Genomic DNA, 13,708 nt, shown 5'->3' on the forward strand with positions numbered 1-13,708 from the left:
TCCAGGGCGTGGCTGAGTGCCGCCGACGAGGGAGCCGTGGCGGAGCCACGGCGACTGAGGAGAAGGTGCTCAGGCACGTGCTGGGGCGGCGGCGCGCCGACTCTGCCCTACCTGCGGAATCTCTAAGTCAGGCTCATATTCCTTCGGGCGACAATCGACGCCCACAACTCCTCGACCCACTCGGCACACGCCCCGGCGCGTCGCGCCAGCAGGACGGTGTATCCGCAGGGGTCACCCTCGATGCGGCGCGGAACCATGCCCATCGACGGTCCCATCCACTCCGCGCTCCATGGATGCATGAGGGTCGGCAGCCCAGCGGCGGGCGCCGCGCGGAACAGCACTGCCGGCGACGGCTCGAGCGCTTCGACCAGGACCGCGCCCAGCGAGGCCAAGGCCCCGACGTGGCGATCCCACAACTGCACGTTGTGGTGGCGTCCGAAGGTCAGCACCTGCTGTCCGGCCAAGGCTGTCGCCGGGATCACGTCGTGTGCGGCGAGGCCGTGGTCTTCGGGCACCAACAGGACCAACGGCCCCTCCTCGATCGTCTCCACCCGGAGATCGGCCGACGGGAGCGGGGCCGACAGGAAGGCGATGTCGAGCTCACCGCGCTGGAGCGCGGGGACCAGATCGACCGAAGGCGCGTTGTGCACGTGGACCGAGGTCGACCACTTCTCGAGGAAGTCCGCGACCTCGCGATAGCGCAGGCTGATCGCCAAGTGGGAGGGCATCCCGATCCGAAAGTCACGGCGATCATCGCGCAGCAGCGAGACGACCGAGGCACGAGCCTCCTCCTCGGCATCGAGGAGCCGGCGCACCTCGGGAAGCAGCCGCTCGGCCGATCTGGTCAGCCGCACACTGCGCGTGGACCGCTCGAACAGGTCGATTCCCAACTCCTGCTCGAGGCGCCGGATCTGGCTCGAGACCCACGGCTGCGCGAATCGAAGCCGGGACGCGGCCCGCGTGAAGGACAGCTCCTCGGCGACCACGACGAAGCATCTGAGTCGAGTCAGGTCCATCTGTAGTGCCACGGCAAGCCCTCCACGCCCACTGCCCCGGGATCCGCGCGTCGGCGCACCGAATCCGTTCAATCAGTATGACGTATGTCACATCGCCCGGCAAGACGTCGGGTCCCGATCCGCCGCGCCGGCGATGGCGTCGGCCGGCGCAGCGGATCGGCGACTCGTGGCTACTTCGTGAGCACGCTCACCTGGCGCAGGTCCAGCAGACCCGAGTAGAAAGCCGTCCCCATGTCGTCGACGCCGGTGATGTGGTCGCTCGACGCCATCATCGTGGGGTAGGCGCAGATGAAGATGTCGAGCGCATCCTCGTTCGCCACGCTGGAGACCTTCTCGAGCGCCGCGGTCACGTCGGCCTCACCGAGGTTCGGGTCGAACGCGGTGGTGAGGCTGTCGCTGAACTCCTGGGGCAGCGGCCCGGGGTAGCGCGGCGGGGTGAAGTTCGACGACAGCGTTGCCAGCGGCGTCGCGCTCGCCACCCGAGTCTGCACATAGGCGCCGTAGGTGCCCTGCGCATAGACCGCCGGCGCCTGGGCGGCGTCCTCCTGCACGATCTCGAGGTCGACGCCGATCTCCTTGAGCTGGGCCTGGACGGCGGTGGCGATCGCCTGATGGCTCGGCAGGTCGCGGCCGACCAGCAGCTTCGTCGAGAATCCGTCGGAATAGCCGGCCTCGGCAAGGAGTTCACGCGCCTTGTCGGGGTCGTAGCTGTAATCGACCGGCGGCGTCTCGACGTAGCCCTGCGTGCCCGGCGCCAACGGCTGCGTAATTGGTTCGCAATAGCCGTCGAAGAGCGACTTGTTGATGCCGTCGCGGTCGATGGCGTAGTTGAGAGCCTGACGGACCTGAACGTTGTCGAACGGAGACACGTTGTTGTTGAGGAAGACGTTCCAGGTCTGGGACGGCGGGAAGGTGTGGAGCTCGAATCCATCACCCAGGGCCTCGATCTGGCTGGCCTGGTTGTTGTAGGCGAGGATCAGGTCGACCTGCCCCGACCGGAGGGCACTGACCCGGGCGTTGTCGTCGGACAGGGCCAGGATGTTGATCGTCTTCGCGGGAGCGTCCTCGGGATCCCAAGCATCGTCACGGCGCTCGAAGGTCGCCTTCTCGCCGAGCTTCAGCTCGGTGACCTTGTAGGGCCCCGAACCCACCGGGTTGACGTCGAGGTCGGAGTTGTCGAGCGCGTCCGGCGCGATGATCGAGCCCGCCGTGCCGGCCAGTGCGTACGGGAGGTCGGCCGCCTTACGGTTGGTGTTGATTCGCACGGTGAGGTCGTCGACGACCTCGATCGAGTCGATCATGGTGAATCGTCCCGTCACCGTGGACTCCGGGTCGAAGGCCGCACGCTCCAGGCTGAGCTTGACGGCATTGGCGTCCAACGCCGTGCCGTCGGAGAAGGTGACGCCGTCGCGCAGATGGAAGTCGACGGACAGGCCATCCTCGGCGAAGTCCCAGGACTCGGCCAGCATCGGCTCGAGCTTCGGCCCGGCCGCGATCTGCGTGAGCCTGTCGTAGACCAGTGAGGCGTACGGGAATTGCGCGTTGTCACTGGTGGGCTTGTGGGGATCCAGCGGCAGCGCCGGGATCACGTAGCCGACGTTGAGCACGCCGTTCGGGTCGACCGTCCCGGTGGCCGCGCTATCTGAACTGCCTGCGTCCTCGGTGTCCGAGCTGCCACCGCCGCATGCCGATGCGAGCAGCGCCAGCGCTGCGAGCACCACGCCGAAGCGTCGTTGCTTTGTGTTCACGACATCCATCTCTCTGTTCACTGCTTCCCGGCTGGAAGCGACGAAGGTCACACGTAGCTTAGTAGCACACTCATCACATTCATATAGATCCTTCTGCTTATTTGCCTTTTAATCGGCGGCTCGAGGGCCGGAGGGCACCCCGAACGGCCGACTCCGTGGTCGGAGTCGGCTGCAGGCCTCGGACGTCGGGCCCGGCCGGGCCGGGCGCTACACGTCCCAGACGATCGGGACGGCGTCGAGTCCGGAGCTACGGCCGAGCTCGTGGATGGCCGCATCGTCGGCCAGCCGATAGTCGGGGATGCGCTTGTGCCACTCCTCGAGAGCGATGCGCCACTCCAGCCGCGCCAGGTGCGAGCCGAGGCACCGGTGCTGCCCAGCGCCGAAGCCGATGTGGTTGTTGGGCTTGCGGTCGAAGTCCACCTCGTAGGGGTGGTCGAAGGCCGTCTCGTCTCGGGTGGCCGACTTGATCGGCAGCTGCACCATCGAGCCCTTGGCGATCGGGCAGCCGGCGACCTCGATGTCCTTGGTGACCTTGCGCGCCGGGATGGTGAACGCGTAGACGCGGAGGATCTCCTCGATCGCCGCCGGGATCGTCTCCGGCTCGGCCACCAGTCGCCGCCGGTCGGCGGGGTGCTCGGCCAGGTGGTAGAGGGAGTACCCGATCGCGGCAGCTACGGTGTCGAGGCCCGCCATGAACATGAACTGGCAGTAGGAGAGCAGTTCCTCGTCCGAGACCGGCCGGCCGTCGATCTGGAAGCCCAACGCCTGGGAGACGAGGTCGTCCCCGGGCTGGGCTCGCCGGTCCGCGATCACGCCGCGGAAGTAGTCGCGCACAGCGTTCATCGCGGCCATTCGCCTGGCGAGCACCTCGTCGGGATCGGTGCCGTGCGAGTGCAGGATGTCGGACTCCCACACCATGAACCGGTCCAGGTCCTCGGGCGGCAGGCCCATCAGCTCCAGGAAGATGGTGGTGGGGAACTGGAAGGCGAAGTCCTCCATCACGTCGCAGGAGCCTCGCTCGACGAGCGAGTCGATCAGCTCACCGGCCCACTCCCGGATGTGGTCGCCGAGCTTGGCGACCGCCTTGGGGGAGAAGTAGGGGCCGAGCTGGCGGCGCCACTGCATGTGCTCCTCTCCACCCAGCATGTGCGGGATCCAGAGGTACGACGGGTTCGGCTCGAGCACCGTGACGGCGTCGTTGGAGAAGGTCTCCGGGTCCTGGTAGGCCGCGAGGATGTCCTCATAGCGGGTGAACACGTAGTAGCCGTCGCCGAAGGTGTTCTTCACGACAGGAGCCTCCTGCCGGAGGTCGTCGAAGAAGCCGGTCCACTCCCCGACGGGACGCAGATCGTGGGGAGAGTAGCTGTGGACCGGGCATCCGCTGGTCGGTGCGTCTGTGCTCATGTCTGCTCCTGGTGTCGCGGTGTTGGGATTCTTGCTCACGGAGTGCCGACGGCCATGCGCGCGGCGAGCAGCCTCTGCCAGTCGTGGATCTTGATCCGCGGCCGCCCGGCCTCTTCGCCCAGCCTGGCCTCGTGCGCGGAGATCGCGTTCCAGTCCGCCAGATCCACGAAGCTCAGGCCACGATCCCGCAGCAACGGCTCGATACCGGGAGGCGTCTGCGGCCGCGCCGCGAGGAGCGCCTCCCGATGGGCGAAGATCGCCGCCGCGGTGTCCTCGGCGTCGGCCCGGTTGGTGCCGAGGATGCCGACCGGCCCGCGCTTGACCCAGCCCACGGCGTACTCCCCGATCTGGGGCCGGCCCTCGCGGATGACCTGGTGGTCGGCCTGTGGCACGATCGATCGATCGGCGTCGAAGGGCACTCCCGGGATCGGACGGGACCGATAGCCGACCGCTCTCAGCACCAGCTCAACCGCAAGCTCGCGGTCGGATGCGCCCGCCTCGCCGGACGTCCGGGTGACCACGGCACGCACGGAGGTGTCGCCGAGGATCCGGACCGGTGCGGTGTCGAAGTGAAAGTGCACCCGCCGCCGCCCGCCCCCGGCGGGTCGCTCAGCCCAGCTCCGGAAGATGCCCAGATTGCGCCTCGCCACGGGCGAGATGCCCTCGGGAGTCTCCTCGGGAAGCTGGGCGGGATCGACGACGGTGTCCACGCCCGCGAGATCGCCGAGCTCGTGGAGCGGCTTGGTGCTGAACTTGACATGCTCCGGGCCGCGGCGCACCAGAAGGTGGACATCGGTGACCGCGGAGTCCTGGAGCGCCTTCAGGACGTGGGCGGGCACGTCGGTGTCACGCAGCTCGCCCGGATCCTTGACCAGCATCCGGGCGACGTCGACGGCGACATTGCCGGCGCCGACGAGCGCGACGGTGCGCACCTTCGACAGGTCGAACCGGTCGGCCTCGGGATGGGCGTTGTACCACTTGACGAAGGACGTCGCCGACGCGCTGCCCGGCAGCTCCTCCCCCGGGATCCCGAGCGTCCGGTCGGCGTCGGCGCCGGTCGCGTAGACCACGGCGTCGTAGCGGCGCCTGACTTCCTCGACCGTGACGTCCTCGCCCACGGCGACATTGCAGTAGAGGCCGACGACCGGGCGCTCGATCACCTCCTGGAGCGCCGTCGCGGCACTCTTGATGGTCGGGTGGTCCGGCGCCACCCCGTAGCGGAGCAGGCCGAAGGGCACCGGGAGTCGTTCCAGGACGTCGACGAGCACCGGGACGGGTGGATCGAAAGTCAGCGCATCGGCCGTGTAGAGGCCCGAAGGCCCGGCGCCCACCACCGCCACCCGCAGCGGCCCCGGCGCGTCACACGGCATCGCTTCACCGCTCATAGCAGGGTGATGGCGCGCTCCGGGCACGAGGCCGCGCCCTCACGGGCGATCTCCTCCTGCTCTGCCGGAACCTCGAACTCCTCGCGCAGGGCATAGCCGATGTCGTCGATCTGGAACAGCTCCTGGTCGATCTGATAGCACCGAGCGTTCCCCGAGCACTTCGTCATGTCGATCAGCGCCTTCAACTCTCGTTCCCCTTCACTAGGCCACTCACCATGGCTCCGCACAACCTCGGCTCACACGCCCGTCGGCAGGTGGCCGTACCGCCGGGCCCCGCCGAGCCGACCGAGGTCGGCGAAGACCCGCTCCTGCCGCTCGGCCGCCTCCGCCTGCTCCTCCGGCAGCTCGGCCTCGTGGGCGATGGCCTCGTAGGGACAGGCGACCTCGCACGCCCCGCAGTCGATGCACTCGTGCGGGTTGATGAACAGCTGCCGATCACCCTCGTAGATGCAGTCGACCGGGCACTCCCGCACGCAGGACCGGTCCGTGTGCCCAACACACGTCTCGGTGATCACGTACGTCAACGGACCCTCCTCGACTCCCCCACTAATGGCTTAATGGGTTTACTGATTAGACTACGTGATCGGAGTCACGCAGTCAACGCGGCAAGGAGAGGCCATGACCTTCTCACTCGATCCCCAACTCGCCGAGATCATCGCCGGGCAGAGCCTGGCCGCCGGCCCGATGCCCACCATTGCGCGCGGGGACGCGCTCGGCCTGCGCGCCTTCGCCGACGGTGTCCTCGAGCACAAGGACGCCGCCGAGCCCGAGTCGGTCGACGTCGTCCGCACGGACCACCGGATCGCGGTCTCGTCGGGCCAGACGATCCTCGGGCGCTGGTACCGCCACCGGGGAAGGACCGGACGGGCGGCCGTGCTGTATTTCCACGGCGGCGGCATGGTCAGCGGCTCGGTCGAGCTCTACGACCGGTTCGTGGCCAGGTACCCCCAACGCACCGGCGTTCCGGTTCTCTCGGTCGACTATCGCCTGGCTCCCGAGCACGGCCCCACCGTCCCGGCCGAGGACGGCTTCGCCGCGCTGTGCTGGCTGGTCGAACATGCCGAGGAGCTCGGTGTGGACCCGTCCCGCATCGCCGTCATGGGCGACAGCGGTGGAGGCGGCGTCGCGGCCGCGGTCGCGATCGCGGCACGCGAGTCGGGGGTGCCGCTGGCGGCCCAGATCCTCCTCTACCCGATGCTCGATGACCGCACCGTCGAGCCCGACCCCCTCCTCGTGCCGTTCGCACGCTGGACCTACGACCACAACTACACCGGCTGGCACGCCCTGCTGGGAGCCAGCCTCGGCACACCCGGGGTGTCCGCGCTGTCAGCGCCGGCGCGGCTCACGGACTTCGCCGGCCTCCCGCGCACCTTCATCGACGTCGGTGAGCTCGACATCTTCCGTGACGAGTCCATCGACTACGCCAGGCGGCTCACCCGGGCCGGCGTGTCGACCGAGCTCTACGTACGACGTGGCGCGGCGCACGGATTCGACAGGATCGGACCCGCCGACGTGTCGGACAGGTCCTGGGAGGACCGGTTCCGCTTCATCGAGTCGCTGTGAGAACGTGTTGAAGACGTCCTGGCTGTAGCGAGCGGCGTCCCACGCCGTGGGGCGCAAGGTCAGGGGTGGACGACGACCTTGAACGAGCCCGCGGGACGCCGGGCGGCGACCTCGAAGGCCTGCTCGGCCTCGGCGAGCGCGAAGCGATGCGTGATGAGCAGGTCGAGCACGGCCGGCGTCCGGGCCAGCATCGCCGCCACCCTGGCGAGCTCCCGCTCCCCCTCGTGGACGCCGTAGCCGATCGAGGGCACCACCGCGACCTCCTTGACGAAGGCCGCCCGGTAGGGCCACGTCACGTCGGCCGGGAAAACGCTGACCGTCGCGACCGTGCCGGTCGGCTTGGCCAGTTCGATCGCGCGGCACAGACCTGCCTCGGTGCCGCTCGCCTCGACGACGACGTCGTACATCCCCGCCGCCGGCGCGGCTCCCAACTGGAGCGCGGCCTCGCGCTGGTAGGCATGCTTGGCCTCGATGCCCACCTCCGCGGCACCGAGCTCTCGCGCGGCAAGCACGGCGAGCAAGCCGATGGAGCCGGCTCCGACGACGGCGGCGCGCGAGCCGACCGTGATCCCGCCCTTGCGACAGGCATGCCACGCGACGGCGCCGGGCTCGACGATCGAGGCGTCCTCCACCCGCAGGCCGGCCGGGACCGGCACCAGGGCACGCCGGGGTGCACGGAACCATTCGGCCATGCCGCCGTCCACGGTGAAGCCCATGATGTTGGTGCCGGTCGAGGGGCACAGGTTGCTCTCGCCGCGGTCGCACCACTCGCAGCCGCCACAGCCCACCACGCCCTCGACGATCACCGCCTCGCCGGTCGAGGTGATGCCGGAGATCTCGTGCCCGGCGATCTTCTGCGAGCCGTAGGTGAGGTATCTCAAGTCGGAGGCACAGATGCTGGCCGCCTTGACCTGGATCAGCTCGCCATCGCCCTCCGGCTCGCCGACCTCGACGACCCGCACCCCCGGCGGGACACACTGCACAGCCTTCATCGACTCGTCTCCCTCCGTGGAAGCCAGCGCTCAGCGGTTCGTGCGGCCGAGGTCGATCGGCAGCTGGATCCCGGTCACGTGTCGCGCCTCGTGGGAGGCGAGCCAGGCGACGGCGGCGGCGATGTCCTCGGGCTCGCTCACCGGATCCGGGAGGCTGCCGAGGTAGAGCAGGCCGTAGTGCTGGTCGTTCTCCAGCCACTCCCGAACCCCGGGCTTGAGGTCGGTGTCGACGCCGTGCGGGTGCACCGTGTTGACCCTGATCCGGTACTGGGCGAGCTCGTTGGCCAGGGTCTTGGCGAGCCCGGTGACGCCGTGCTTGGCAGCCACGTAGTCGGCGAGCAGCGGGAGACCCCGAAGCCCGGCGACCGAGCTCGTGAACACGATCGCACCGCCGGTGGCCTGCTCGATCATGACCGGAATGGCGGCCTTGGCCGTGTTGAAGGCACCGGTGAGGTTGATGCCGATGGTCGCCTCCCAGTGCTCCTGGTCGATCTCCCAGGCCGGCGCGGCCGTGGTCATGCCGGCGTTGGCGACCACGACGTCGAGACGACCGAGCCGGGCCACGCCTTCGTCGAGAACGGCCTTCACGGCGGGGTAGTCGCGGACGTCGGCGATGCCGCTGTGAGCTCGAGCGCCCCGCTTCTCGACCAGCCTGACCGTCTCCTCCAGATCCGCCTCGGTCGGACCGGGATAGGCGGCGGTGGGCAGATCGGCGCAGATGTCGAGCAGGATCACGTCTGCTCCCTCCGCGGCGAAGCGCACCGCCTCGGCGCGGCCTTGGCCTCGGGCAGCGCCGGTGATGAAGACGACCTTGTTCTCGAATCGCCGGGCGACGGGCTCGTCGGGCAGCGGCATGGGCGGGATCGGAGCGGTCAACGCAGTGTCCTGTCTCGAGGTTGGTTCGGGGCTCGCGCGGGGCGAGGAGCTAGGAGTGGATCCGGGCGGCGACGATGCCGCCGTCCACCCGCAGGTCGCAGCCGGTGATATAGCCCGCCTGGTCGGAGGTGAGGAAGTCGATCGCGGCCGCGAGGTCGACCGGCAGTCCGAACCGGCGCATCGGAGTGATGTCGGCAGCCCGCACGGCGAGTGGGTTGAGCTCGATCTCCTTGCGGAGCATCGGCGTGACGACGGCGCCCGGGGAGACCGAGAGCAGGCGCGCGCCTTTCGCGGACCAGTCCCCGACGCGGCGCTCGACGAGTCGGATCACGCCCTTCTTGGAGGCGCCGTAGACGCGGGTGGCGAAGGACTGCTCGGTCTTGTGCTCGTCGAGCTCCCTGAGCAGCGGCTCGAGCCGTGACTCCAGGTCCTCGGCATAGGGATCGTCGAGGACGGCGTCCACCTCGGCCGTCGTCGGCAGTGTGTACGCCGAGGAGGAGGCGACGTTGACCACGGCGGTGCCGGCCTGGGCCAACGGAAGGAACGCGTCGAGGACGTAGGCCGTGCCGCGCAGGTTGACGTGGAGGATCGTGCGCCAGTCGGCCAGTGCCGGAGACACGCCCGCCGTGTGGACGACCGCGCCGATCGCCCCCTCCGCTGCCGCCGCCTCCGCCAGCGCCCGGACGCTGCCGGGATCGGCCACGTCGGCGGTCGCGGCCAGCGCCACGTCGTACCCCTCGGCGGTCAATGCCTCTTCGAGGCTCTTGACCGCCGTGTCACGACGCGCCGCGATCACCAGGCGGTAACGCGCCCCGAGGCGTCGTGCCACCGCCTGGCCCGTGCCTCCGCCGGCTCCCGTGATGACGGCGAGCGGCTTCGCGTGCGTCCCGATGAGGTTGAGCGTCACCAGCATCTCCCAAAGATTCAGTGCTATCCGATGAATCATTCATCTATATCGCCCAGTGTGACTGCCACCACACGCACACGCAACCCCTCGCGCGCCGACACGTTCTCAGATCGCGAGGTGGCTTCCGCCGGTCACCCGGATGGTCTCGCCGGTGACGAAGGAGGCCCGCGCCGAGACCAGGTGCAGGAGCGCGTCGACGATGTCTTGGACCTCGCCCTCACGAGCGAGGATCTGCTGGCCCATGACCCGCTTGACGTCCGCCTCGGGAAGCTCGGCGCGGATGGTGTCAGTGAAGATCAGGCCGGGCGCGATCGCATTCACCCGGATGCCGTCGGGCCCCAGCTCGCGCGCCAGCGAGATCGTCAGCCCCCGGACGGCGAGCTTCGAGACGCCGTACGCCGTCGGGGTGGTGTAGGCGGCCGAGGAGGAGATGTTGACGATCGAGGCGCCGGGCCTGCCCAGCATGGCCGGCTTGGCGGCAAGCGTGCAGATCAGCACGCCCATGACGTTGACGTCGAACAGGCGGCGAAGCGCGGGCACCCCGATCACCGCCGACGGCTTGTTGTAGGCCGCGGAATGGAGGCCGGCGTTGTTGACCAGAATGTCCAGGCCGCCGTGGCGCTCGACGATGTCCTGGATCACCTCACCCACCTGTGCCTCGTCCGCCACGTCGCACACCACACCCGAGGCGGACAGACCGTCCTCGACCAGCTCCGCCGCGGCGGCGGCCGCGGCGGCCCCGTCGAGATCGGCCAGCACGACCTGGGCGCCCTGCTCACCCAGCGCCCGGCCGAAGGCGGCACCGAAGCCCCGGCCGCCTCCGGTGATCAGCACGACCTTGCCCTGATGCTCCATCTCGGTCATCTGCTCTCCTTGAGTCGACTCATCCAACGACGCCGGCAGCGCGAAGCTCGGCGATCTGTCCAGGGGTGAGAGCCAGCTCGTCGAGCAGCTCGTCGGTGTGCGAGCACACCCCCGCCCGGGGGCGCTCGATGACAGCCGAGTCGGCGAGCCTCGGCGCCGGGGCCGGCTGCGCGACGCCGCCCCAGTCGACGAAGGTCCCACGCTCACGCAGCTCCGGTGCGATGGCCGCCTCGGCCAGTGAGTAGACCGGCGTCACACAGGCCTCACGGCCGGCGAACACCTTCTCCCATTCGCTCCGGGCGCGGCCGGCGAAGATGGCCGCGAGCGCCTCGGCCTGAGCAGGCCAGCGCGACCGGTCGTGCTGGGGCCACTCCGCCGGATCGAGGTCGAGCGCTGCGAGCAGATCGGCGTAGAACTGGGGCTCGAGACAGCCGACCGCCAGATAGCCGTCGTCCGCGGTCCGGTAGCTCCGATAGAACGGCGCGGCGCCGTCGAGGAGATTGTCGCCCCGGCGATCGCTCCACAGCCCTGCCGCGAGCATCCCGTGCAGCATCGTGGTCAACGAGGCGACCCCGTCGACCATGGCCGCGTCCACGACCTGGCCGCGTCCCGTGGACTGCCGCTGGTGGATGGCGGCCAGCACGCCCAGGGCGAGGAAGGCACCGCCACCGCCGAAGTCGGCGAGCAGGTTGAGCGGCGGCAGCGGAGGAGTCTCGGCAGGGCCGATCGGATACAGACCGCCCGCGACGGCCGCGTAGTTGATGTCGTGACCGGCTTGATGGACCCGGAGGCCACTTTGGCCCCAGCCGGTCGCCCGGCCGTAGACCAGTCGCGGATTGACCTCGCGCAGGTCCTCCGGGCCGATCCGCAACCGCTCGGCCGCGCCCGGCCGCATGCCCTCCAAGAAGACGTCGGCGGTCTCCACGAGCCGATGCAGCAGCTCGCGCCCGCGGGTGGCCCGCAGGTCGATGCCGATCGCACGGTGGCCCCGGGTCCTGGGGTCGGCCTCCGGGTTCAGCCCCGTCGGACTGGCGGCGCCCGTGGGGCGATCGACCCGGATCACCCGGGCCCCGAGGTCCCCCAGCAGCATCGCCGCGAACGGCACCGGCCCGAGACTGCTCAGGCACACCACCGTGACGTCTTCGAGCGCCTGTGCCGCCGGCGTGGAGGCGGCGGGCTGGCTCATCGGTCCGTCCAGACCGGATCGCGCCGCTCCCGGAAGGCAGCGACGCCCTCGGCGGCATCCGCGGAGCCGAAGACGGGCTCGAGGTACTCGCGCTGCCGGTCGAAGCACTCCTCCAGCGGCCAGTCGACCGACTCTACGGCCACCCGCTTCGACGCACGCACCGACATCGGGGCGTTGGCGGCGATCTCCCTGGCCAGCGTGAGGGCAGCGGTGAGGGCCTCGCCGTCACCGACCAGCCGATTCACCAACCCGAAGGAGGCCGCCCGCTCCGCCTCCAGCGGGGCACCCGTCATGAGCAGCTCCATCGACAGCATGTGCGGCAGCCGGCGCGGCAGCCGGAAGACCCCTCCCCCTCGCGCGGCCAGGCCGCGCTTGACCTCAGGGAGCCCGAACCTGGCGCCGGCACCCGCCGTCACCAGGTCGCAGGCGAGCACGATCTCGAAGCCGCCGCCCAACGCCCAGCCCTCGACGGCGGCGATCAGCGGCTTCGCCGGCGGGCGCTCGACGAGCCCGGCGAAGCCTCGCTCCGGATCGCGCACCACCTCACCGGCCGCGAAGGCCTTGAGGTCCATGCCCGCACAGAAGGTCGTCCCCGCGCCGTGCAGGACCGCCACCCGAAGCTCGGGAGAGGCGTCGAGCTCCTGCATGGCCGACGAGATGGCGGCCGAGACGGCTCCGTTGACCGCATTGCGCTGGTCCGGTCGGTTGATGGTGACGACCAACACCTCACCGTCTCGTCGGACCAGCACATCCTGCGTGCCCGACGGCGTCGTGGGAAGGGACACCGGCTCCTCCTAGTTCTGTATAGAGAACATCATTCTGAGGCTACCATGGCGCCAGACCCCTCCATCGAGCCCGACTCCAGACAGGAACCGTCATGCGTGAAGCCAACGGCTCCCGAGCCGCTACGCCGCGGGTGCCGGCGCTCGAGCGCGGCTTCCACGTGCTCCGCTCGCTTGCCCGCTCCGGTCCCGCGACGCTGGCGGACGTGGTCGAGGCCACCGAGCTGAACAAGAGCACGGCCTACTACATCCTTCGCACGCTCGTCGATCTCGACGCCGTCCGCTACGACGAGGCCGCCCGCTGCTACTCGCTGGGCCCGACCTTGATCGACCTCGGCAACGCCGCCGGTCGCCAGTTCGACATCGCCGCCGAGGCCCGCCGGCACCTGCTCGGCCTGGTGCCCCGGCTGGAGGCCACCATCGTCATCTACCGAAGGGTCGGCGTCGGCGAGGTCGTCATCGCCGACCGGCTCGAGCGCGACCGCGGAGTCCGGATCACCGTGGAGCCCGGCGCCCACCTCCCGATCCAAGGAGGCTCGTTCGGTCGCGCGTTCCTGGCCTTCGATCCCCCCGACAGGCTGGCGGACGCACTGGCCGACGGGCTGGTGCGCTTCACCCACCGAAGCACGACCAGCGTCGCGGAGTTCGAGCGGGATCTCGGCCTGGTACGCCGGCAGGGCTGGGCCGTCGATCACGAGGGCTTCGCCCTGGGCGTGAGCACCGTTGCCGCGCCGATCTTCGACGTCGACGGATCGGTGAGGCTCGTCGCCGCCGCAGTCGGCTTCACCAGCGTGCTCACCGACGAGGTCACCCGGGAGTACGGGCAGCTTCTCCGCACGGCATGCGATCACACCGGGCGCCCGTTCGCTCCGGAGCCCGCCGCGAGCTGAGAGCGTGTTTGAGAACTCGGCGTCGAGCTCGGCGTTGTCCAGCGTGCGTCATGGCAAGGCGGAGGAGGGAGCCATGCCGGAGGCATGGCGACCGA

Annotated in this window: 14 protein-coding genes; 2 read left to right on the forward strand and 12 right to left on the reverse strand. The window is 69.7% G+C overall.

Going from position 1 to position 13,708, the window contains the following annotated elements; genetic code table 11:
• Positions 1-122: 122 nt before the first annotated feature.
• The 6 genes from QM595_RS12060 to fdxA form a co-directional block, all read right to left on the reverse strand.
• Positions 123-1,016 carry a LysR family transcriptional regulator gene (locus tag QM595_RS12060; protein ID WP_415171813.1) on the reverse strand — a complete coding sequence of 298 codons (894 nt, stop codon included), beginning with the start codon at positions 1,014-1,016 and terminating at the stop codon, positions 123-125.
• Positions 1,017-1,186: 170 nt separating this feature from the next.
• Positions 1,187-2,764: an ABC transporter substrate-binding protein gene (locus QM595_RS12065; RefSeq protein ID WP_415171800.1), complete on the reverse strand. Its 1,578-nt coding sequence runs from the start codon at positions 2,762-2,764 to the stop codon at positions 1,187-1,189.
• A gap of 207 nt (positions 2,765-2,971) precedes the next feature.
• Positions 2,972-4,168 carry a cytochrome P450 gene (locus QM595_RS12070; RefSeq protein ID WP_415171801.1) on the reverse strand — a complete coding sequence of 399 codons (1,197 nt, stop codon included), beginning with the start codon at positions 4,166-4,168 and terminating at the stop codon, positions 2,972-2,974.
• Positions 4,169-4,203: 35 nt separating this feature from the next.
• Positions 4,204-5,553 (reverse strand): FAD-dependent oxidoreductase, encoded by a 1,350-nt coding sequence (locus QM595_RS12075; protein ID WP_415171802.1) that lies wholly within the window; start codon positions 5,551-5,553, stop codon positions 4,204-4,206.
• A complete protein-coding gene (locus QM595_RS12080; protein WP_415171803.1) occupies positions 5,550-5,738 on the reverse strand; it encodes a ferredoxin in 189 nt (62 codons plus the stop codon). Before QM595_RS12080 ends, QM595_RS12075 begins: the two co-directional genes overlap by 4 nt.
• A gap of 51 nt (positions 5,739-5,789) precedes the next feature.
• Positions 5,790-6,077 (reverse strand): ferredoxin, encoded by a 288-nt coding sequence (gene fdxA / locus QM595_RS12085; protein ID WP_415171804.1) that lies wholly within the window; start codon positions 6,075-6,077, stop codon positions 5,790-5,792.
• A gap of 94 nt (positions 6,078-6,171) precedes the next feature.
• On the opposite strand from fdxA, the gene QM595_RS12090 reads away from it, so the two are divergent.
• Positions 6,172-7,116 carry an alpha/beta hydrolase gene (locus tag QM595_RS12090; protein ID WP_415171805.1) on the forward strand — a complete coding sequence of 315 codons (945 nt, stop codon included), beginning with the start codon at positions 6,172-6,174 and terminating at the stop codon, positions 7,114-7,116.
• Between the two features lie 59 nt (positions 7,117-7,175).
• On the opposite strand, the gene QM595_RS12095 is transcribed toward QM595_RS12090, so the two are convergent.
• From QM595_RS12095 to QM595_RS12120, 6 genes are all read right to left on the reverse strand, one after another.
• Positions 7,176-8,108 carry a zinc-dependent alcohol dehydrogenase gene (locus QM595_RS12095; protein ID WP_415171806.1) on the reverse strand — a complete coding sequence of 311 codons (933 nt, stop codon included), beginning with the start codon at positions 8,106-8,108 and terminating at the stop codon, positions 7,176-7,178.
• A 30-nt stretch (positions 8,109-8,138) separates the two neighbouring features.
• The gene (locus QM595_RS12100; RefSeq protein WP_415171807.1) at positions 8,139-8,984 is read right to left on the reverse strand and encodes a mycofactocin-coupled SDR family oxidoreductase; all 846 of its coding nucleotides are present in this window, start codon (positions 8,982-8,984) and stop codon (positions 8,139-8,141) included.
• Between the two features lie 49 nt (positions 8,985-9,033).
• Positions 9,034-9,897, reverse strand: a complete 864-nt coding sequence (locus tag QM595_RS12105; RefSeq protein WP_415171808.1) for an SDR family oxidoreductase — start codon at positions 9,895-9,897, stop codon at positions 9,034-9,036.
• 99 nt (positions 9,898-9,996) lie between these two features.
• A complete protein-coding gene (locus tag QM595_RS12110; protein ID WP_415171809.1) occupies positions 9,997-10,755 on the reverse strand; it encodes an SDR family NAD(P)-dependent oxidoreductase in 759 nt (252 codons plus the stop codon).
• Between the two features lie 19 nt (positions 10,756-10,774).
• Complete coding sequence (locus QM595_RS12115) at positions 10,775-11,941, reverse strand: CaiB/BaiF CoA transferase family protein (protein WP_415171810.1); 1,167 nt, start codon at positions 11,939-11,941, stop codon at positions 10,775-10,777.
• Complete coding sequence (locus QM595_RS12120) at positions 11,938-12,726, reverse strand: crotonase/enoyl-CoA hydratase family protein (RefSeq protein ID WP_415171811.1); 789 nt, start codon at positions 12,724-12,726, stop codon at positions 11,938-11,940. The genes QM595_RS12115 and QM595_RS12120 overlap by 4 nt, the downstream gene beginning before the upstream one ends.
• A gap of 92 nt (positions 12,727-12,818) precedes the next feature.
• Between QM595_RS12120 and QM595_RS12125 the strand changes: the two genes are divergently transcribed.
• Positions 12,819-13,613: an IclR family transcriptional regulator gene (locus tag QM595_RS12125; protein ID WP_415171812.1), complete on the forward strand. Its 795-nt coding sequence runs from the start codon at positions 12,819-12,821 to the stop codon at positions 13,611-13,613.
• Positions 13,614-13,708: the final 95 nt, after the last annotated feature.

It is taken from the genome of Nocardioides sp., from assembly GCF_047607185.1.
In the GTDB taxonomy this organism is placed as follows: Bacteria; Actinomycetota; Actinomycetes; order Propionibacteriales; family Nocardioidaceae; genus Nocardioides.